24 protein-coding genes are annotated in these 21045 nt (G+C 42.2%); 21 read left to right on the forward strand and 3 right to left on the reverse strand.

Annotation, left to right across the window (positions count from 1 at the left end; genetic code table 11):
- Window positions 1-90: 90 nt before the first annotated feature.
- Window positions 91-288 carry a hypothetical protein gene (locus AB8618_RS07495; protein ID WP_409425430.1) on the forward strand — a complete coding sequence of 66 codons (198 nt, stop codon included), beginning with the start codon at window positions 91-93 and terminating at the stop codon, window positions 286-288.
- Window positions 289-372: 84 nt separating this feature from the next.
- Here the strand turns inward: AB8618_RS07495 and AB8618_RS07500 are convergent, their stop codons facing one another.
- The 3 genes from AB8618_RS07500 to AB8618_RS07510 form a co-directional block, all read right to left on the reverse strand.
- Window positions 373-1005, reverse strand: coding sequence for a hypothetical protein (locus tag AB8618_RS07500; protein ID WP_409425431.1), 633 nt, complete (start codon window positions 1003-1005; stop codon window positions 373-375).
- Window positions 1002-1877: a DUF4747 family protein gene (locus AB8618_RS07505; RefSeq protein WP_055012174.1), complete on the reverse strand. Its 876-nt coding sequence runs from the start codon at window positions 1875-1877 to the stop codon at window positions 1002-1004. The genes AB8618_RS07500 and AB8618_RS07505 overlap by 4 nt, the downstream gene beginning before the upstream one ends.
- Window positions 1878-2099: 222 nt before the next feature.
- Complete coding sequence (locus tag AB8618_RS07510; RefSeq protein WP_409425432.1) at window positions 2100-2474, reverse strand: hypothetical protein; 375 nt, start codon at window positions 2472-2474, stop codon at window positions 2100-2102.
- Window positions 2475-2609: 135 nt separating this feature from the next.
- Between AB8618_RS07510 and AB8618_RS07515 the strand changes: the two genes are divergently transcribed.
- The 20 genes from AB8618_RS07515 to AB8618_RS07610 all read left to right on the forward strand — a co-directional run bounded on the left by AB8618_RS07515 (window position 2610) and on the right by AB8618_RS07610 (window position 21043).
- Window positions 2610-3536 (forward strand): hypothetical protein, encoded by a 927-nt coding sequence (locus AB8618_RS07515; RefSeq protein ID WP_409425433.1) that lies wholly within the window; start codon window positions 2610-2612, stop codon window positions 3534-3536.
- Window positions 3537-3710: 174 nt separating this feature from the next.
- A complete protein-coding gene (locus tag AB8618_RS07520; RefSeq protein WP_409425434.1) occupies window positions 3711-4025 on the forward strand; it encodes a hypothetical protein in 315 nt (104 codons plus the stop codon).
- A 396-nt stretch (window positions 4026-4421) separates the two neighbouring features.
- The gene (locus AB8618_RS07525) at window positions 4422-5564 is read left to right on the forward strand and encodes a hypothetical protein (RefSeq protein WP_409425435.1); all 1143 of its coding nucleotides are present in this window, start codon (window positions 4422-4424) and stop codon (window positions 5562-5564) included.
- Window positions 5565-5568: 4 nt separating this feature from the next.
- Window positions 5569-5964 carry a hypothetical protein gene (locus AB8618_RS07530; RefSeq protein ID WP_409425436.1) on the forward strand — a complete coding sequence of 132 codons (396 nt, stop codon included), beginning with the start codon at window positions 5569-5571 and terminating at the stop codon, window positions 5962-5964.
- 41 nt (window positions 5965-6005) lie between these two features.
- Entirely contained in the window at window positions 6006-6479 is a 474-nt protein-coding gene (locus tag AB8618_RS07535) for a hypothetical protein (protein WP_409425437.1), read from the forward strand.
- Window positions 6480-6499: 20 nt separating this feature from the next.
- A complete protein-coding gene (locus tag AB8618_RS07540) occupies window positions 6500-6943 on the forward strand; it encodes a hypothetical protein (protein ID WP_409425438.1) in 444 nt (147 codons plus the stop codon).
- Window positions 6944-7014: 71 nt separating this feature from the next.
- Window positions 7015-7482, forward strand: a complete 468-nt coding sequence (locus AB8618_RS07545) for a hypothetical protein (RefSeq protein ID WP_409425439.1) — start codon at window positions 7015-7017, stop codon at window positions 7480-7482.
- Between the two features lies 1 nt (window position 7483).
- The gene (locus AB8618_RS07550; RefSeq protein WP_290218120.1) at window positions 7484-7906 is read left to right on the forward strand and encodes a phage virion morphogenesis protein; all 423 of its coding nucleotides are present in this window, start codon (window positions 7484-7486) and stop codon (window positions 7904-7906) included.
- 44 nt (window positions 7907-7950) lie between these two features.
- Entirely contained in the window at window positions 7951-8394 is a 444-nt protein-coding gene (locus AB8618_RS07555) for a phage tail terminator protein (RefSeq protein ID WP_409425440.1), read from the forward strand.
- Window positions 8391-8594 (forward strand): hypothetical protein, encoded by a 204-nt coding sequence (locus AB8618_RS07560; protein WP_409425441.1) that lies wholly within the window; start codon window positions 8391-8393, stop codon window positions 8592-8594. Before AB8618_RS07555 ends, AB8618_RS07560 begins: the two co-directional genes overlap by 4 nt.
- Window positions 8591-9490: a hypothetical protein gene (locus AB8618_RS07565; RefSeq protein WP_409425442.1), complete on the forward strand. Its 900-nt coding sequence runs from the start codon at window positions 8591-8593 to the stop codon at window positions 9488-9490. The genes AB8618_RS07560 and AB8618_RS07565 overlap by 4 nt, the downstream gene beginning before the upstream one ends.
- A gap of 195 nt (window positions 9491-9685) precedes the next feature.
- A complete protein-coding gene (locus AB8618_RS07570; protein ID WP_409425443.1) occupies window positions 9686-10012 on the forward strand; it encodes a hypothetical protein in 327 nt (108 codons plus the stop codon).
- A gap of 20 nt (window positions 10013-10032) precedes the next feature.
- Window positions 10033-10377 carry a hypothetical protein gene (locus AB8618_RS07575; RefSeq protein ID WP_409425444.1) on the forward strand — a complete coding sequence of 115 codons (345 nt, stop codon included), beginning with the start codon at window positions 10033-10035 and terminating at the stop codon, window positions 10375-10377.
- Window positions 10337-13288, forward strand: coding sequence for a tape measure protein (locus AB8618_RS07580; protein WP_409425445.1), 2952 nt, complete (start codon window positions 10337-10339; stop codon window positions 13286-13288). Before AB8618_RS07575 ends, AB8618_RS07580 begins: the two co-directional genes overlap by 41 nt.
- Window positions 13289-13345: 57 nt before the next feature.
- Window positions 13346-14128, forward strand: coding sequence for a hypothetical protein (locus AB8618_RS07585; protein WP_409425446.1), 783 nt, complete (start codon window positions 13346-13348; stop codon window positions 14126-14128).
- A gap of 81 nt (window positions 14129-14209) precedes the next feature.
- Window positions 14210-14815 carry a hypothetical protein gene (locus AB8618_RS07590; protein ID WP_368484782.1) on the forward strand — a complete coding sequence of 202 codons (606 nt, stop codon included), beginning with the start codon at window positions 14210-14212 and terminating at the stop codon, window positions 14813-14815.
- Window positions 14815-15408 carry a hypothetical protein gene (locus tag AB8618_RS07595; RefSeq protein ID WP_409425447.1) on the forward strand — a complete coding sequence of 198 codons (594 nt, stop codon included), beginning with the start codon at window positions 14815-14817 and terminating at the stop codon, window positions 15406-15408. Before AB8618_RS07590 ends, AB8618_RS07595 begins: the two co-directional genes overlap by 1 nt.
- A complete protein-coding gene (locus tag AB8618_RS07600; protein ID WP_409425448.1) occupies window positions 15389-15802 on the forward strand; it encodes a DUF6950 family protein in 414 nt (137 codons plus the stop codon). Before AB8618_RS07595 ends, AB8618_RS07600 begins: the two co-directional genes overlap by 20 nt.
- Window positions 15795-20723 carry a phage tail protein gene (locus AB8618_RS07605; RefSeq protein WP_409425449.1) on the forward strand — a complete coding sequence of 1643 codons (4929 nt, stop codon included), beginning with the start codon at window positions 15795-15797 and terminating at the stop codon, window positions 20721-20723. Before AB8618_RS07600 ends, AB8618_RS07605 begins: the two co-directional genes overlap by 8 nt.
- A complete protein-coding gene (locus AB8618_RS07610; protein ID WP_409425450.1) occupies window positions 20714-21043 on the forward strand; it encodes a hypothetical protein in 330 nt (109 codons plus the stop codon). The genes AB8618_RS07605 and AB8618_RS07610 overlap by 10 nt, the downstream gene beginning before the upstream one ends.
- Window positions 21044-21045 lie beyond the last annotated feature (2 nt).

Genomic DNA, 21045 nt, shown 5'->3' on the forward strand with positions numbered 1-21045 from the left:
ATAATTGCCGCATAGTAAATGTATTTAACTTATCGAATTTAAACTAAGCTGGTTTTATAAAGTTGTACTTAACTTGTTTGATGGAGGAATATGATGGACTGGAATAACGAAGATTATATTATTGCTTTAGCAATAAAACACCACCGTATGTTACTGAATGAACAAGACAATACAAAAGCAATAATACAACAAGAACTTCTTAATATTACTGAAAAGCTAACCGATCTAGACTGTTTAAAATTTGAAAAAATGTATTGGCGAAAAACTGTATCATTAATTACATCATAGAATAATGTTCAATATTTATTAAGGTTCCCGATATGACTGAACAAAATAAAACTATAAATATTTTGGTAACAAAAAAGCCCTTAGTTAAGGGGCTTTTTCTTTATTTTTTTGTATTAGAGGGCACCAGCATTTCTCTTGATCTTCGGCTATTTTGTTATTTACAAAGTGCTCATAAAGGGTTGTTACTCTAAATAAACCTATACTGAGGGTAACAGTACTTACTAAAGCATAGATAAAGACAAAGTAAGACGCACAATAAAAAATAGCTAGTGCCAGCTTTGATTTATTATGCATGGTAATTAGGTCAAAATAATCTACGTAGGTTTTACAAATCATAGCTAACAATATTGCTAAGACTTGTAGCAAGATAAAGTGTAAAAAAATTGCATTGATCATTGTAAAAGCAGATGGTCTATTATTAAAACATTGACCAAAAGCATTTTTGCATTCAATACACTCGCCACATGGTTTGTCTTGTTCTGCTAAAAAATCTCTAAATTTTTCCGAACCTATAGACATCCACAATGCAAAGCCACCCAAAGAGAACCCAAGTAAGTTAGGCATAATGGAGAGCACATCATCCCACCACCCAAATTTACTCCAGGCAGGAAAAAGGATTCCCGTTATGATTATAGATGCATAAAAATAAGGGCTTGTTAATAATGCAGTAAAGCCGCCATATGCTCTCCAATATCTTGCTATAATGTTATTTGTCATAATAACTTTTTAATAATTTCCTCAATTGAAATTGCCAAGCGTTTAAATGCGTCATATGGAAGTGAATTCTTGATATCAAAATAATCATGTTTGATAAACGGCATATCCTTAGTAGAAATTATTCTTGGTGTGCCTTTTCCATCATAGCCTTTAACAACTAAGCTACCATTATTAGCGGCTATTTTCGCTTCATTTCTAAGCTCTTGATCTACTTGTATTGATTCGCCCGTCTTAGCTGTAATTTTAGTTTCAACTTTAGCTATTTGACGTTCCTCTGCTTTCTTCAAGTATCTCTTTTCAATTTCACCAAACGCATTAGGATTATTTATGATCATATGAATAGTTCGTTTATGCTTCAGCTGTAAAGCTTGTTGCAGTGCTTCTTTTTCAGGAAAGTGAACTACATTTACTTCTCCAAAGTCTTCTTGTAGTTCAGCTGAATTTAGTAACTTTTTAAAAAAATCAACCGCTGTATTAGGTGTTAATTCATTACCTTTGTAATATGCTTCGTAAACGAGAGTATGAGATTCAGGAAAAAAGAAATAAGTAAACCTTGTCGAATTAGGCTTCAAGTTTTCAGGTAAGTTAATTTCAGCAAGGTCTGCATCAGTTGCAAAGTCATTAGTATTTAGATTAAGCCAATCTGCATCTTCTCTAATTTGTGTAAATTTAAAAATATCACCACTTATAGCTGGTACATCGGCTTTAATATCTTTTACCTTTGACTGAGCACAGAGCAGGCCCCAAGTTGTTCCCCTAATGTTAACTTGTTTTTTAAGCGCAAAAGCACTTTCAAATAACTTTTTATACTCTGTGGGTAAATGATTACCTATTGTTATATTTAATGCACCAGCACTTGTTTTTAATTCCATGAGATTCCCTTTAAAAAGATCAAGAACAAAATCAATCCTTGATTAAGCATGTACATTAATTCTAATCATAACGTGTGTAAAGTTGATTAATTAAAAAATCCCTGAAAACGATTTTAAGCACATTAGCTTATGTTATGGCTGTGGTAGCTTAAGTTTAAGTCGTTTAAACGCACTCAATCGAATTTAAACGCGGTTTAAACATAGTTTAACTTGGATTTAAAGTTATGGTTTTATGTTTTGGTGGTTAAGCAATGCTTTATGAAATTGTTGTTTGGTGGGTTTGAACTCTAAATTTAAATCTGTCGCCATATTGAGGTTGTACCTAAGCGTTAAACGAATGTACTCAGATTCGGTAATAACTTGATCAACATATGCCTGGTTAAGGTCGGCTATAAACTCTCTACTTGGGTTTGACTCCAATTTGTTGGTAAGTGCTACGTAGAGTTGCGGCATGGCCTCATCGGGGTTTGATGAAAGGTATTTATCTGGGTTGTTGATATATAAATACACACCTAGTCCAATACCAGACAAAAGAAAGTATGCAGCTATAGTGATGAGTGTTTTATTTAAGGTTTTTAAATGAGCTTGTTTTAGCATAACCATTCCTTGGTTGTTTAGTAGTGATACTTAACTATAAAGCAATTTCAATTTAATGCTAATTGGATTTTAAAGGTTAATTTTTAAGTGTATTATGATTAAAACAAATAATAATACGTATAAGGAAATCCAATTGTGGTTAAAGAATATCTTATTTTACGCTATTCGTTAGTTGAAGAAGCGCAAAAAGCACTTAATGTAAAAGCTATCCCAACGGTTAAAGGACATGCAATTTTACCTGCAATAAAAATTGACAGAGAATTTAAATCAGCTGGGGCCCTTTATAGTGTACTTGGATTTAAAGAGCTCGTTCCGTCTTTTGGATATGACTTTCCCAGTGAACGATTTTACTGTGGAAAAATAGCTAAGCTTAAAAAGCAACAAACAGGCGAAAAAGTACCAGGTGACATTGTTGAAGTTGTGCATGACAATTGGATTCCATTATCAGTTGTAATTGATATTCAAACACAGCACATATTTGTCAGAAAGGATTGGCGTTACGGTGACCCTGAGCATATTGCGAGGTCATTGCAGTCGGCTTTTACAGATCCAATACTTGCTACTTTTAACCATCGTATCTTTATTGAAGGTAAATCAGAGTCAGCTAAGTTTTGGAATATTGTAGACTCGAAGAGTAAAATTTATAGGCTAGAATTTAAGTTAATATCTCCAAATATTTTAGATACAAACCAAAAAGCAAGAGATGCAGTTGAAGCATTGCAAGATATATTTGGACAAGATGAGATAGACATTACTTTAAAAAATGACTCAGGTGATTTGAAAGTACCCGAAGTACTAGTGTCAAACTATTTAGAGTATATTGCAGAGGGTGAAGGCAGCTGGGGTGTTGTTACAGAAGGTGAAAGGGGCGGTAAAAAGGCGCATAGAAGTAACGAAAATATTGATACAGTAAACCTACCATCTGTTGAAAATGAGAGTCAAACAGATGATTCTCAAATGGAGTTAGGTGAAAAAGCTGATTCTGTGCATACCTTAAATTATAAAGAGTCAAATTTAGGTGCTGAAGTTTATGCGACAATTAAACATATGGGTAAAAGTTAAAAAACCATTATTAATTGGTTTATATATTTTGGTGTCTTTAATTCTATGTTTCGCTGTTCTTCACATAACTAACGGGGCTGCAAAAAAGTTATTTGATACTGTATTGGCCGTTTTCCCTTTTTTGTTACTGCTGCAAGCGCACTAACATGGGCGTTGTTTAACTACATTGAAGGTGTGTTAAAAGATGTTAGTGAAATAAAGGGGGCTCGAAAAAAGATAGATAACGCTATAAATTTACTAACTGATTTAAAAAAAGAAGTCATTAGCAATGCTGCTTTTATCATTTTATTATTGATTTTAGATGCTGTGTTTAATGGCCTTTCTAGTTTGTATGGGGAGGATTCAAACCTTTCACAGTGGCTATTTTTGTCTGTGAGGGGAGCGATTATCTCCTTAGCAATTTATGCTGCATATGATCAATTCCAAGGTTTTAGAACAGCACAACAATTTAGATTAGTGATTAATCAGGGTAAGAATAAAAAGCAGTAGTAAATATTTATATGTACAGTTAGATAAAACCCGCATTTAGCGGGTTTTTTTGTGTCTTTTTTATGCGCACATTTATTTGAGCAGTAAAATTCGCCGTTTAACTTAATGGGTGTGTACAGTGGGCTATTGCAGGACTTACAAAGTGAGAACGCCTGGGCGTGGGCATCAAATTCGCAGTTTGAGCATTGGCCGTCAAGAAACGTTATTTCGCCTTGAGTTAGAGGGTTGTTACATAAATTGCAGTGCGCCATAAAATATTCCTTGCAGTGTGGTTGATACCCGCTTAGCCTATATAGGTTACCCCATTGTTAACGCTGTAAAGTCTTTTCCAGCGGTTCAATAGCAACTCCCCGCATACACTGGGTGCCACTTAGTTAGTTTATTGGCACTTGGAACATGGCAAACAAAACAACCCCAAACACCTCTTTTAATTGGTTTGAAGTATTTAGAGCAGGTACGCAAACCGACTCTAAAGGCGTTGAGCACACATTTAGCGATGCTGATTTAAACAGCGTAGTCGCTAACTTTAAACCTAAAACCGCACCACTGGTTATTGGCCATCCTAAAATGGACGACCCTGCATGGGGTTGGGCCAGTGAGCTAAAAGCAGAAGGTGGCTCTTTGTTTGCTAAAGCAGAAGATGTGTGTGCTGAATTTGCTCAAGCGGTACAAAGCAAGCGATACCCTAACCGCTCGGTTAAACTTGAAAAGGTGGCTAATGGCTACCAACTTGCCCACATTGGTTATTTAGGTGGCAAGCCCCCTGCCGTTGACGGTTTAGCTTGGCAGTTTAACCAAGCGGATGACGCCGATACCCTAACCCTAGAATTTGCTGCCGGTGATATTGACAACATATCGCTGCGCACATCAAACACCCTTACCCGCCTAATGGGCAATTTACGCAACTTTATAACTGACCGTTTTGGCAGTGAAGCGGCTGATAAAGTTGTGCCCGACTACGAAAGTGAATGGTTAAAAGAAGAAACCATTATTGCTGAGCACGAACGTTCCAAGGTGAATAGTGGCGAGGGTGCCGAATTTAGTAAAGGCGATGATGACGCCCCACCACCCCACGAGGACAATGCAATGGATAAAGAAGAAAGAAAGGCGCTACAAGACCAAATTGATGCGGCCAACGCTAAAAATGCACAGCTTGAATACGCGCAGCGTGTTGCAGCGGCTAACACTTTTATTAACACCGAAGTGAATGGCGGCAAAGCCCCGCGGTTAACGAATACCGAAGGTATCGCTGAGTTTATGGCCAAGCTGGATGATGGCGACACCACCTTTGAGTTTGCTGCTGCAGACGGTAAAAGCCAGGAACTTAAACCTGCAGCGTGGTTTGAAGGTTTTTTAAAGGGTTTGCCTGAGCAAACAGGCTTAACAAGCGAGTTTAATAAAGACGATACCGACGGCGAAAATACTGACGACAGTGCAGAAACACTGGCAGCAAAAGCGCTGGAATTTCAACAATCACAATCTAGCAAAGGCATTGAAATTAGCATTACCGCCGCGTTAGACCACATTAAAAAGGCATAAAACCATGGCACAACCAGGATTTATAAGAAACTTTAGCGCTGAAGAGGTTATACCGGCTAACCGCTTAGTGGTTGTATCGGCTGCGGCTGACTTTCATGTTGGGTTAGCGGTTGATGCTAGCGCAATGTATGCCGGTGTTACCGAGCAAGGCACTGACGAGCATTTACGTGTTGATGTGGTAATGACCCAAAGTGCGCCTGTTGAGTTTGGTGAAGCGTTAATTGCAGGCACCCCAATTGTTGCTGATAGCGAAGGTAAAGCCGTTGAGTTTGACCCTGCTAACTTTGTGGGCCAAACCGAAGTATACGTTGCTGGTTGGGTAATGGAAGGCGGCGAAGCTGGAGTGATTGGCGACGTGTTTTTAAACCCGCATGTAGTAGCAACAATTCCAAGCGCTTAAGGCGCTTGGGTTAACTTAATTATTAATAGTGAGGATTTGCCATGAGTAATGGTATGCCATTTACCCCCGATGTTGAGCAAACGGCCATAGCCATTGCTTATCGTAATAGAGCGTTAGTTGCAGACACGCTTGCCCCTTATTCGCCCGTTGGTTTACGTAACTATAAGTGGACCGAATATAAAAAAGGCGAAAAGTTTACCGTTGTAGACGATAAAATTGGCCGTAAGTCATCGCCGAATCAAGTTGAGTTTAGTGTTGAAGAGAAAACCGGCTCAGTGGTTGATCATGGTTTGTCTGATGTGGTGCCGAATGATGATGTAACCAATGCGCCAGCAAACTACAACCCGCGTACTCATGCAGCGGAGAGCTTAACTGATTTGGTATTGCTTAACCGTGAAATACGTGTGGCCACTATGTATAACAAAGCCGCTAACTTTGGCAGTACTGAATCATTAGCTGCAGCAGGCAAAAAGCGTTTAGATGACCCTGCACTTGATATTTTACCGTTTTTTTAGAGATGCTTGATGCACCACTTATGCGCCCTAATGCAATGACATTATCGCAAAGCGTGGCAACTAAACTGCGTACGCATCCTAAGTTACTTAAAGCGTTTAATGGCACTAGTGGCGACCAGGGCGTAGTGCCATGGAGCTACATTAAAGAAGTGCTAGAGCTTGAGCATGTAACCGTTGGCCAAGCGCGCCTAAACACGGCTAAAAAAGGCCAAGCCGTTAACTTACAAAAGGTTTGGCAAGATACCTTGTCGTTTACGTACCACGACCCGCTGGCCTCGTTTAACAACAACCGCATGACCTTTGCACTCACTGCACGTTATGGCTCGCGTACATCGGGCAACCGTGACGTAGCTGCGGGCCTAAATGGTGGGGTTGAAATTATGGTAGGCGAATCGGTGCAAGAGCAAATTATTGCAAAAGACTGCGGTATTTTACTGACCAACGTACTGACGCCATCCGGTTAATTATTGTTGTTCCCTGTGTAAAGGCCCCAGTACCGACTTGCTCGGGGCCTTTTTTACTAACTGAGGTGCCCATGTTTACGACAGAACAAGCAGTTATAGATAAAGTTGGCATTAATACGCTGTTGCAATTTGCGACTGCTAAGTTTGCAGCGGTGGGTAGCCGCCCAACGCGCGACGATGTTGAAGCAGCGCTTTTAAGCGAAACGTACAACGAGTTGCAAGAGCAAATTAATGCCTGGTATGTACAAGCACAAAAAAATGTAAATGCGGTTATAGCAGGCTATGTAGCACGGCTTGCATTAAACCAAGACGATATAAATAACTCGGTATTGCCAGGCATTGCTAACGATTTAATGCATTGTGAGTTAGCCCCTAACATTGCTGACGAAAACCTTAAGACCCTAAAAAGTAACGCCATGGCAATGCTCGATAAGGTTAGTAAAGGTGTGATCCAAATTAAGGAAGATGCGCCTGCAGGTGCAAGAACTGGGATGCGAACCAAACCTGCAGGCTCTCAATTTAATTGGCCAGGTTATTAAATTGGCGGGTGTATTTATACACATAACGGGTAATGCCCTGCCGCGCTTAACCCAAATTGCAAATACAAGTGGTGAACCCGCTGATGTATTGGATGATATTGGTGCATTTTTAGACATGGACGTTACTACCCGATTTTTACGTGAAGTAACACCAGAAGGTCGTAAATGGGAGCAATCGCAAGCAGCAAAAGATCGTGGCGGTTTAACACTAACAGATGAGCGAAACCTTGCAGGCTCGGTAACGCACAACGTAAACGGTAATACGCTTGAGCATGGCTTAGGTGAAAAGTACTCAGCAATACATCACTTTGGTGGTGAAACAGGCCGCAATAAAAACGTTAAGTTACCCGCGCGGGCAATTATTGGTATAGCAGCTGTGCAAGAAACTGAGATTAACGACATTATTACTGATTGGTTAATTTAAGAAGCCTCTTGGTTAAGTTTAAACAGTATTTAAAGAGCATTTAAATGGCATTTAACTTTGATTTAAACAACATAGAAACCCTGCTAAGTAACACAGTGATTAATGCAACAGTAGGGTTTGCTAGCGACTTTAACCATGTGCGCGAGAATGCTGTACACAGTGCTCAGTTGTTTGTATTGCCGCTGGCCGATGACAACACCATTACTAATGAAGTACACGGCCTTGACGAATACCACGTTAAAGATGTATTTGCAGTGATGATTGTGATCCCCTGCTCTGCAGGTAATGCCCATAGCGATATGCAAATAAAGCAATTGCGCAGTGATGTTAAAACCGCTGTAGCAGGTTGCCAGTTCGCAGGTTGGAACCCTATAAAGCTTGATAAGGGCCGCACAATTGAGCTTAGCAAGCAAACTAATAACTTAATTTACCAATGCCAGTTTAGTGTAACTGGCCTACATACCGTAACAGTGAAGGTGATGCCATGAGCAAACAGACCGAGCCGCAATCGAGTAAACCCGCTGAACAACAGGCTGACGTTAACATAAAGCCTAAAATGTCCCGCGCGATGACGATTGCCCAAAACGTTAACCAGGCTTTAGCTAAAGCAAAAGGTAACAGAGACGAGATAGCCGGCGCTTTTAACTTAAAAAGCGGTGAGCTAATTAAAGTGGAGAGTAAATCATGAGCAGCTGGCGATTTAAAGACAAACTCATTTTAGCCGATGCCCTGGGCACAACCTTAACGGGCCTGCATGCCATTTATGCCAGTGACGTTGAGTTATCGCTTGAAAGCGAAAGTGAAAAAGACGAGCTAGAAACCAGCTACAGCGGTGCCAGTATGGAAACCTTTTATGGTGAACATATAAGCCTTAACTTTAAAACCCCACTTGCCATGAGTGGCACAGCCGGTAACGAACCTGCCTTTGCCCCGCTGCTACTTGCTTGCGGCATGGTGCAAGTTGTCGATGCAACAAGCGTTACCTTTACAAAAGGGGCCCCTGTTGCAGTTACATGCTTAGTACGCTTTGGTAAAAACACCCACAACATTAGCGAAATGAAAGGCAACGTGAGCTTTGCGCTTGAAAAGGGTAAGCCCATGCTTAACTGGCAGTTTAAAGGCTTGTTTAGTGCGCCGGTTGCAAGTACTGCCGCCCCTGCGGTTGATTGGGAACGCTGGGTACGCCCTGAAGTACTTGGCGTAAGTAATAGCAGTGATTTTAAGCTTAACGATGTTAAACGTACGCTGCACAAAATTACCATTGATTTAGGTAATAATGTGGTGTTTGACCGCGCTATTAACCACGAAGAAATAATGATAACCGGTCATGAAAGCAGCGCTAATTTTACGCTAACAGCAGAAGAATTAACCAGTTTCAACCCGTTTGATGACGTTGCTAAAGTGCAAATGTTTGAGTTTACCCATGGCACCGCCACAGGTAAAAAAGTAACGATTATTGGCCGTTACCAAATACCGTGGCCTAAATATACCAGCCTGGACTCAGAATTAACCGGTTATGAGTTTGACGGCAAGCTCGTGCCCAGTGGCGCAGGCTATGACGAACTAACGATAGTGTTTGAGTAATGGCTATGCGATTTCAAGCAATCAATATGACAAATGTTGATACAGGGAACGTTGAATTTTACACGGTCATTGCAAAGCAAAAAGGAAAGCGCCAAGTTACTGCAGAGACAGTAACGGCATACTTAAATTCAATAGTCTTAAAGCTGCTAAAGACGAGGCTGAACGACTAACAAAAACATATAAGTGAACTTTTAAATGAAATTAAAACTATTAAACGCGTTAAAAAATGCGGTTATAAGCGCCCCGCTTGATTTTGAATTTGGTGGGCTACCTTTTAAGTTTACGGCAAAAATTAAACTGGTACCTGAAAGCGAGCTTAAAACACTGACTGAAACACAAGGCACGAGTGATGGCGAAATAGTACGCGAGCTATTAGTGGGTTGGGATGACTTTATTGATGATGGTAAAGACGTGCCATTTGATAAAAGTACCCTTGAAGAGTTGCTTATTTATAGTGGACTAACTGCCCGCTTAAGTGTTGAGTGTATTAACGCCCAATACCGTATCTCTGAAAAAAACTAGCCGATGTTGCTAGGTGGTTTTTGGGCGACCTAGCAGCAGACAGTAAAACCCTTGATGAAGACGAAGCCCATTTTGGCGCACCTAAAAAGACTGTGCCACACGATGAGAAAACATTGTTTGTATTGCCCCAAAACCACACAGCGGTATTGGCATTAACTACCGCCAGTAGCCAGTGGCAACGGGATAACGAAGGGGTAGAAATTGCCCTTGATTATGCCAGGGCTGATATAGCCTGGCGCTATGCAAATATAACCCTTAACACCGATGACTTTGCAAAACTGCAAACCCTAGAGCGCACCATAATTGGACTAATAAGGCGACCCGATGAGCAACAACTTGAATTTGGCGTTACGCTTAAGTTATGACGGTAAAGCAGTTACCACCGGTGCGCGCCAAAACGTAAACGAACTAAACCGCATACCCCAAGCAGTACAGCGCCAAGTTGCCGCTAACCAGCAATTAGGCGCAAGCCAAGCCCGCATTATGCAACAGCAAGGCGCGATGACCCGCCAGCTTGGGTTAATGAATACCGCGTATGGGCAAATAGGTGCAACCCTCACGACCTTAGTGGGTATTGGTACCGCGACTATGTTTGTGCGTGATACCGGCGCTGCACAATTGCTAGATACCAGGTTAAAGGGATTAACGGGCTCAGCTGAAAATTACGCCAAAGTACAAGAGTATTTGTTTGCTACATCTGATCGCTTAAACACCAACTACACTACGCTTGCTGATTCGTACAGCCGCGTTTTAACCTTGCAAGAGTCTGGGTTAGTGACTAACGCACAAGGTAAAGCGATATTAGAAGGTTTTGCCAATGTAGCCGCTAAAACAGGTGCCAGTAATGTACAGCTTGGGCAGAGTTTGTTTGGTATGACTCAAGGGATGACTGCCGGCGTTTTACGTGCAGAAGAGTTAAACCAAGTAACTGAGCCATTGCCAGGCTTAATGCAAAAGCTTGATAAAGCCAGTGGTGGTGTAGCAGGTAGTTTTAGGAAAATGGTGAATGCTGGGCAAGTCACCAGTGCCATGTTTAAAACCACATTAATAGCCGCGCTGGGTGATTATGCCGGTGCTGCTGAGGCCACCGAGGGTAAAATAAACGCCAGCTTTGCGGAAATGGGGAATGAGTACCAGCGCTTAATACGCAAATATGAAGAGCCTGTAAACTTTGCTGTTACTAGCGTGGTTGATTCTATTACCGATACCATGGCGTATTTACGTGAGAACGAAGACGCCGTAGATAGCTTAATGGTAACAACAGGTGCATTAGCTACGGTACTTACTGGGCATTTAGCATCTGCTTTAGCTGCCAGTGGTAAAGGGTTTATTGCAAATATAGCCGCGAAGAATAAAGCGGTTATTACCGATGCTGCCTTAGCCAAGCAAGCAAATATAACGGCGATTGCTGAACACAAACGCGCATTACAAGATATAGAACGTGCGAAGCATAATGTAATATTGGCGCAAACATCACAGCAACGCGCAGCAGCCCAAACTGCCGTTAATGTTGCAGAGCAAAGAGGTGTAATTACAGGCAATGCGTTAACCGCAACCACTAAGGCGTATACCGTCGCAGCAGGCAGCGCCACGATTGCATCGCGTGGGCTTGCGACTGTTATGGGGCTTTTAGGTGGGCCAGTTGGTTTAGTGGTCACTGCGGGTATAGCCCTGGCTTATTTTTTACGTGAGAGTGAAAAAGTTGAAAAACAAACACCCAAGTTAGAAGCCAAGCTTTATGATTTAGGGGCTGCATTTGACTCTATAGATAATAAAAAAGCCACGACACAGTTAAGACAGACTCAAACTGAAATTAATAAATATACGACCAACATTGAGCAAGCCTATAAAAAAATAGCGGATTTAAAGGCACGACAAGAAACCGCAAAAGGCACTCGCTTTGTTAGTTTATTCCAAAATCAAATAAATGAAACACAACAATATATAAACGAGCAAGCTAAGCTACGCGCAGAATCAATGAAGACAGCAGCTGAAATTGCTAACATAAAACAAAATCTAGATACTCTCGACTGGACAGACGCCACCGCTAAAACGAAAGGTGCAGCTAGCGCCCTGCCCGATAACATTAAGCGTTTAGAAGTAAGCTTAATGGGTGAAGAAGAACGATTAAAAGACAGCTACGAAAAACGTAAACAAATGGTCATTGTTGCCCGTGAAAACGATGCAGCTAATAAAGTTAAATACGATGCCATTTTAAAGCAGCTTGATGTTAAATACGGTGAAGACCTAAAAGCAATTTCACAAAAACGTGAAACCGAAAAAACACGTATACAAAACCAAGCTGAAGAAAAACGTAAAAACGATTTACAACGCGACTTAGAAAACCGTATTGCCACTGTTAAGGGTTTTGCTGGGCGTGAAGCACTTGCCGCTTATAATAACGAACTAAGTGTAGAGCAAGCACGCCAACAAGCACGGGTTGATGCCAAGCGACGCTCACAATTAGGTTTAGCAGCTAATGATGAAAGTGGCGAGCTTAAATATAACGCAGATAACCAAATTCGTGAGTTAGAGCGCCAAACTGAACTTAATGCTGCAAATGGCTACTATAGCCAACGTGAAGCGAGTGAAGCCGCACACCAAGAACGGTTGATGCAAATTAAAACACGCCACACAGGTGCTTTACAAAGCAACATTTTAGCGTTTGCTAACTTTGAGAAAAAAACAGAAGCTGAAAAATCTAACGCCATTGTTGGCTTGGGTGCCACTACTTTTAAAGCAATGGCTGGACAAAGTAAAACAGCATTTAAAGCCTATAAAGCGTTTGCAATTGCGCAAGCTGTTATAAATACCTACCAAGGTGCAACAGCTGCTTATACGTCTTTGGCCCCTATTCCCATTGTTGGCCCAGTGTTGGGTGGTGTTGCAGCAGCTGCTGCGGTTATGATGGGTTTACAACAAGTACGCCAAATTAAAGCTCAGCAACCGACTGGTATTGCCCACGGTGGTTTAGATTATGTGCCCAATGAATCTACCTATGTATTACAGCGTGGCGAGCGTGTACTAAGCCCTAAACAAAATACTGAAATTAGCCAAATGGCACGGCGTTACAACGCAGGTGGTGCGGCTAATGATGGTGGCGGCTCTGGTGGTGTAAATATACATATAACCAACCAAATTACGGTACAAGGTGGTGCTAATGAGCAAACATCGCAAGCGGTTGGCCAAGACATAGCTCGACAAGTTGTTGGTGTTGTTGTGGCTAATATACAAAGTAATGGTGCAATTATTCGAGCAGTGCGAGGTGCAGCTTAGTTGTTAAGTGTTTGAGATTAGTGTAAAAAGGATTTTTAAAAAAGCGAGGGAATGTAGATGATTAATAAAAAAAATTATAATGCACTTGCAGCAATTAGTATTGCAATATTATGCACAGCAGTTTCAATTGGATTATTTTTATATAAATTTGGTTTTAATTTAAACACTCCAATAAAGAATTGGATTGATACTGCTACATACTTTAATAACCTCCTTTCACCTATTTTTTTATTTATTACTGTTTTACTTTTATATTGGACTTGGAGAGACGCAAAGCAAGGCCTTGAACTGCAAAGAGAAGATAATTTATTTAATACAATCACAACTACTTTTGAGAATTATTCAAATGACTTTATTGAAAATTCAAATAAAATTATAGATGAAAATACTGATATGAGTATCAGTGAACTCTTAAGGTTAGTTGGTAGTTCATATTTACAATATGGTGAAGATTATGAAAAAAGCTCACATATTCTAGAGCAATGGGATTTAAGTACTCGAGTAACTATTTTAAATAACTTACATACGAGCAAAGCTCAAGTTAGCGTTTTCGCCACTTACTCCCATCAATTGTATTGTAATTTAACAGATGAAACACATACTAACGGATATTTACTATTGTTCTATGGGAAATTAGGAATTGAAAAGACAATAGCTTTAGTTTTGATAAAATATATAGTTAGAGGGATACTAATTGAATCAGGGCAGAATGTTGACTCGCTTGACTCAGAAATTGAGTTTCTCAAGAAAGCAGCAATACTTCCTCATAGATCCCAAAATAAAAACTTTGAAACCAAGCTTTTTGACGATAAGATGCTTCAAAGCTATATTAAAGGTTAGCTGTAAACCCCTTTCCAGCCGAAAGCTTACCCCTTAAATTTTATACTCGTTACCAGTGTTTTATTATGAAACTTGGTAACGATGCAACCACTCCCTTTACCCAAACGGCCTAAGATTTCTAACTTTACGTTAGTGCCCAACAGCCAAACCCATTTAAACAAAGCCAATAACGCCACTGAGGTTTATGACCTTGAAGGTGCTTACTGGGAATTTGAAATTGAACTTGCCAATGTGCCTGAGCGTGATGCATTAGCCCTTGATGGCTTTATTGCCAGCCTACGCGGGCAAGTGGGCACGTTTACGTTAATTGATTACCGACGAGAACAGCTTGATAAAGACTTTACGGGCTATGTGCGCGGTGCAAACCAAGACGGGAATATTTTAAATTTATATGCGCTACCCGCTAACCAAACTTTATTGGTTGCCGGTGAACGTATGCAAGTGGGGGTTGGCCAAAACACTGAACTTAAAATATTAACGGCTGACTTGGTAAGTGACTCAGTTGGCCAAGCGACGGCCATTTTTGAGTCTCCTGTACGAAAAATACCTGCAGAAAATACCCTTATTACATTTAAGCAACCAGCTGGGTTGTTTCGACTTGCTGATAATAAGCAAGGGCTTGCTAGTGCGCAGTATAAAAACGGCATAGTTACCAGCTGGAAAATTAAAGGGCGTGAGGCGTTTTAATGGAGAGCTTAAACTCAGGGTTACTTGCGGATTTAGCCACCAGTGGCCGTGCTCGTTTTTTTGTGCGACTTGCGCTTAAAAGTGGCGATGTATTGCTGCACACAGGTGTAGGCGAGCGCCGCTTTGCTAACTTAACTTGGCATGGCGTGGGTATGCTTGGCACTGTAAGTGAAATACCTGCTAATGATAACAACGACAGCGCCCGCATACGTTTAACCCTACACACTCAAGATCAAGCAATTTTAGCCGAAGTGGCCGAAAACGACCCCATAAGCCAGGATTGCGAAATTTACCTTGTAACCGTTGATGAACATTACCGTGTTAGCCAAAGCCAGTTACTTGAAAGCGGCTACATTGTGGCCTGTGATGTAGAGCGCGGCGATGTATCGCAAGTGCAGCTTAGTGTTGCAGGTGAAAGTGAACGCTGGAAAGACGCACGGCTACACCAACGTTGGAATGATGCCACACAAAAAGCCCTCTACCCGGGTGATGTGTTTTTTAGTGAGCAAGCCACGACCAACAAACAAAACCTACCAGACACACAACCTGGTAATTACATAGGAGGCCCTCGCGATGAGCGCAACCGCCGCTAAACTTGCTGCTTTTATAAACCGCCGCAATTGTGACCCCTTTAAATGGGGTAAAAACGATTGCTGCTTATTGGTAGCCGATTGGGTGCTATTTGCAACCGGCAACGATGTAGCTGACGATTTTAGGGGTAAATACCGCACTAAAAGTGGCGCATTTAAACAACTATTTAAACGTGGTTTAAACGATGTTGAAAGCGTGTTTAAAGACCGTTTAAACCCCGCTATACCTATTAATTATGCTCGACGTGGTGACTTGGCTTTAGTTGAGTTTAAAGACGAATATGTAGGTGGCATTGTAACCGTTAACGCGGTGGTATGTGTTGGCGAAAATGGATTAGTAACGTTACCAATGGACACGGTAAAAGCGGTTCACCCATTGGAGCCGCGTAATGTCTAAGGTCGTAGATACGGTTGTAAATGTTGTAGACAGCATATTTGAAGTAACAGGGCTGGGTGCGCTTTGGGACTCATTATCACCTGATGTGCCTGAAAAAGATTTAGCAACGCTTGGCCAAGGTTTGCAAAAAGGCATAGACCAACCCCGCCGCATTACATTTGGCCGTGACCGCGTTGGCGGTGTTATAGCCCACCAAGCGGAAGTTGAAAAAGGCGGTAAAAAATGGATGCAGTTAATTGTATTGATTAATGGTGCCCCTATTGATGCCCTTGAAGATATTTACATTGCTGATAAAAAGCTCACTGATTACCCACGAGAAAGTTGGGATTACTCTTTAAGCGATGGCCGCCAAACCACAGCTAACGCAAAAGCAGTGGCTAAGATGGCGGGATGGACGAGTAAACATGTTGGCTTTGGCCAAAGCTATGTTTTTATTGAAATGGAAAATAATCGTGAAGTGTTTGAAGATGGCATAAACGATATGGGCTTTTTAATACGGGGTGCCCGTGTATGGGACCCACGCGATACAGCCCAAAACCCTGACGATGAAAGTACCTGGCTTTGGAGCCAAAACGCCGTACTGTGCGCCCTGCACTATGTGCGTTTTTATGGAGCCCATGAGGTTCCTTTTGAACGTTTACCGTTACAGTGGTGGATTGCTGCCATTAACGTGTGTGATGAAGATGCCGAATTTACTGACGTTGAGGGCGTTGTTACCACCGAGCCGCGCTACACCACCAATGGTAGCTTTACATTTAGCTCAAAGCCACTTGAAGTATTAGGCCAGCTTGAAGCGTGTTTTGCGGGCAAAATATTTAGGCAAATGGGCCAGTGGTATGTACGTGTTGGTGCCTGGTATGGCGAACCGACCTACACCATTAATGCTGATGATGTTCACGGTAATATTAAAATTAAATGGCATGCTGATTTACGAGAGCGCGCTAATGTTGTGCGTGCTACGTTTACAGACCCCGAACAAAACTACGACCGTACTGACGCGCCGCCTGTTGTGTCTGCGGGGTATCAGGCTATTGATAATCAAATATTAGAAAAGTCTATATCACTCCCCTTTGTGCGCAGTAGTACTACAGCGCAACGCCTGGCGACAATACATTTAGAACAAACACGTTTAGGGGAAATAGAGTTACCACTTAAACACAAAGGCTTGGCTGCAGCTGTTGGCCGTACTGTGTACTTAAACTTACCTGGCGAATCGATAAATAATAAGGTTTACCGTGTAACAGAGCGCCGTTTTAGATTAGATGGCGGCGTGACCTTAATGTGTGTTGAAGACGGCCCCGATTTATGGGCTGATAACATAATACCTGGTGCGCAGGATTTAACCCCAAACAGTGACTATTTAGTTGGTAAACCTAAGCCCATTTTTGATGTGCGGGTAACAATAGATGGTGATGGAAATGGCATAATAAAATGGAATCACCCTACTCCGCTTGCTGTTCATGAATACGATGTTGAGTTTATTAATACTGCTGCTAACGAGTCGGTATTTAAAACATTGGTAACATACACCCAAGTAACTATTCCTAACTTGCAACTGGGAGAATACACCGCGCGTATTAGCGCTAAAAACATATTTGGCCAGCGCTCACTCCTTGTTGCTGTGCAATTTAGTGTGCTGACCCCTACCTTGCCGACTGTGTATGTAACTGTTGATTACAACCAAATTACATTAACCGCTAATATTGCCGCAGCAGGCATTGGCACCGCGTTTGAGTGGGAGTTTTTGGGGACAGCTGAACAACCGCAAATCGGCGAACGTGTGTTGGCACAGATTTATAACCGTATTGGTTTAAAAAGTGAAACAGAGTATAAATTTAGAGTGCGCAGCGTTAATCACCTTGGCGTAAGTGATTGGGTAAATGTTACTGCAACAACGACCACCGTTGATTTAACCAAATACATTAATAATGTTGAGTTAACCCAGCTAAGCGAAGATGCACAAACGTTAATTGAGGATATGAACCAGCAAGTTGATCGCTTGCGGCCTGGCACTGAAAACAATCTGCCCGATGTGCTTGAGCAAACCGTTAGTGATTTAAACCTTGAAAAGCGCCATCGCCAAGATATTGAAAAAGGCGTACTCGATTTATCAGCAAATTACACCAACTGGCGCCAAGAATACGAACGCCGCCAATTAGGTAACGAGCGCTTAATTGATGCCGTTGTCTACATTGACCCTGAAAACGGCCTTATTGTTAACCGTGCGTTTTCTTACACAGATGAAGCGTTTAACGAGGCCAACTTATTAATAGACGGCGTAAACGCCAGCATAGCGCTACAAGCCAACCGTATTACACAAAGTGATACCCGTTTAGCACAAGCTGAATCTGAACTTGAAGTACAAGCGGGGCAAATAAGCCAACGTGCCACGTTTACAGAAATGCAAAGCGAAATAGCCGGTGCAATTGCTGCCCTACGCCCTGCGTATAGCTGGCAGTTTAATAGTGGTGATGAGGGCTTTACTGGTGTTGAAAGTTATAACGCGCTAGGTTTTATTGTTGCCCTTAGCCCTATTACTACCCCTGAAATAAGCTATAACGCTGAGCAAAACCCAATGTTTCGTATTCGTGTACGTAAACATGCCGAGACAGTTTGGAATGGCCAAATAATTGTTAACGCCGGGGTTTCAACCATTACGTTACCCGAGCCAGCAAGTTTAGATTGGCATACCATTCAACTAGATACTGAGGGCACAGCCGGTTACGTGGGTAACATTACCACCCTGCAATTTAACCTTGGCCAGTGCGACATTGATGCCATTGAAATAGGTAAACGTGGTGCCAATGATTTAGCGCTAAAAGATATAAAAACCCGCACCACAGAGCTTATCAGCGACATTAACGCCGCTGAGGGGATCATGGCGCAATATGCAACAACTATATGGGTTAACGAGCTTGGCTACCAAACCGAATCTAGCGTTAATCAAATACTCGACACATTTAACACCACATACAAAGTAAGCGCCACGTTACAGCAGTTTACAGATAACGGAACGCTTGAAAAAGCCAATACTGCCCAGCAGTTTATAGATGGCGCTCAGGCGTATATTAAAAACCAAATAACCACATTCAATGCCGCTGAGGGCGGTGTAAATGCGAAGTTTACCAGCGTAGAAAGTAAGCTTGATGCACTTGAGGGTTCAATAACAAACAGCTTAGAGCAAATAAACGGCATACAAGAAGATTTAACACTTAAAGCGCAACGCATTGCTGCAGCCGAGCAATCATTGCAAGTTAATGCCAGTGATATTGACTCATTATCGTTATTTTCTTTGCAGCTAGAAACCGCAACGAATGACAATAAAAGCCAATTACAAAGCTTAAATACTGCATTTACCTCAGAGCAACAAGCCAGTGTTACGCGTGACGAGCAATACCAAGCTGAATTTGAAAGTGTAACGGTGAGGTTTAACGACGTAACCACGGCGATAGCCACGATTGACCAAGCAAACACTGTTCGCGATCAAGAATTTGAATCCTTTGTTGCCGATACGGTATCAAGCTTTGACGAAGTGGCCGAAACCTTTGCAAGTCAAAACCAAGCGTACACAACGTTACAGCAAAACCTAACCTCAAAAATTAATACTGATACGGCTAATGCAAAAGCACAAGCCATTGCCACTGCGCAAGAGTACACCCGTACTGCCGTGGGTTACTGTTTAGATGCCCAAGGCAATATCACTAACAGTAACGATGCTGTGCAATGTGTAGCTGATGGCGGTTCGTGGGTTAATGGGCCACTGGCTGAATTTATTGCCAACATGCAAATAAGTGATGGTGCCAATAGCGCCAGCATTAAGCAGCTACGCCAAGTATTTAAAACGGTTGATGGCCAGTTAGTTGCTCGTGGCGGCTGGCAGTTAGACAACAACGGTCGCGCTGTGGGTGTGGTGGGTTATAACAATGGTCAAGTGGGTAACTTAGACTTAGTAGGCGATGTAATTCGCCAAGGCGTGATGGTGGGTAATACCTTTGTACCTACGTCATACGTTGATAACACCGACCCTGCTAACCCTGTGCATATATTCAAAGGTCGAATGGTGCTCGGTGATGGTTATCCTGTTAATAGCGTAGATGATATTAAAGCGCAGGACGGTAAAGATGGTGCCGATGGTCGCGATGGGTATAACGGTCGGGATGGCTATAACGGGCGTGATGGTTCCGATGGAGCACCTGGCGCAACGGGGTCAAGAGGGCCGCAAGGCTTTAACGGTGCAAATGGCTCTGACGGTTCCGATGGTGCAGGGTTTTATGGCTCAACGTATAGCTCAATATCGTGGTATGCGCCCACAGCTAACAGCCGCTTAAGAGCTCTAGCCGGTAGAAACCCCGTTAGAGGTGATATTTTAACGCAAACCGAGTCGGGTAGTGGAGTATCTCAATCACGTTCTTACAATGGTAGCTCTTGGGGGTCTGTGGCACTGCAAGTAGATGGCTCTATTGTTGCTAATGGCACAATCGCGGGCAATAAGATTATGGCAGGCACGAGTATATCAGCACCTGTCATAAATGGTGGAACTATTAGGGGTATTGATGGCGATTTTGTAAGGGTTGTTGCTAGAAACAACCAAAACAGCTACGCCACCATGAACTCAGCAAATACCGGCACAGGATACGCGCTTTGGTGCACAAGTAATAATTCGGGCTGCATTCACGGAATATCAACGGGTAGTTCAGCCATAGTTGGCCGAGGGGCGGCGTTTGATTTTTACGCCACCCAAGGTGGTTACGGCCCCTTTACTGGCGGTCACGAAGCGTTACTAAGTAAGGGAACCCAGTTAGAGGTTGGAGATATTATTTGTGACGCAGAGTTAGTTAATATTGCCGATATATCCAACGCAATACTGACCTCTAGATTATCAACAGCGCGAAAACAAAGATCGGTTAGGGGGTGTTTGTAAGCCTGCGAGAGCTAACATGGGAGAGCGTTCCTGCTGCCCTAAAAAATTACAAAGGTTCACTTAGGTTTCAAGAATACAAAGACGCCTACGACCTCATTAACATTAACGGTGTTGGTGAGGGGGCCATGAATGTCTGTGGTGAGGAGGGTGATATTCAAGCCGGAGATTATATATGCTCAAGCTCTATGCGTGGCAAGGGAATGCGCCAGCCTGATCAGTCGGGTGAAAAACCTTACACGTTCGCACAGGCACGTCACGATGTAACCTTTAAAAGCCCCGATGAAATTAAACAAATAGCCGTTATTTATCTACGAGGCTAAAT

It is taken from the genome of Pseudoalteromonas sp. RW-H-Ap-1 (assembly GCF_048318575.1).
GTDB lineage: Bacteria > Pseudomonadota > Gammaproteobacteria > Enterobacterales > Alteromonadaceae > Pseudoalteromonas.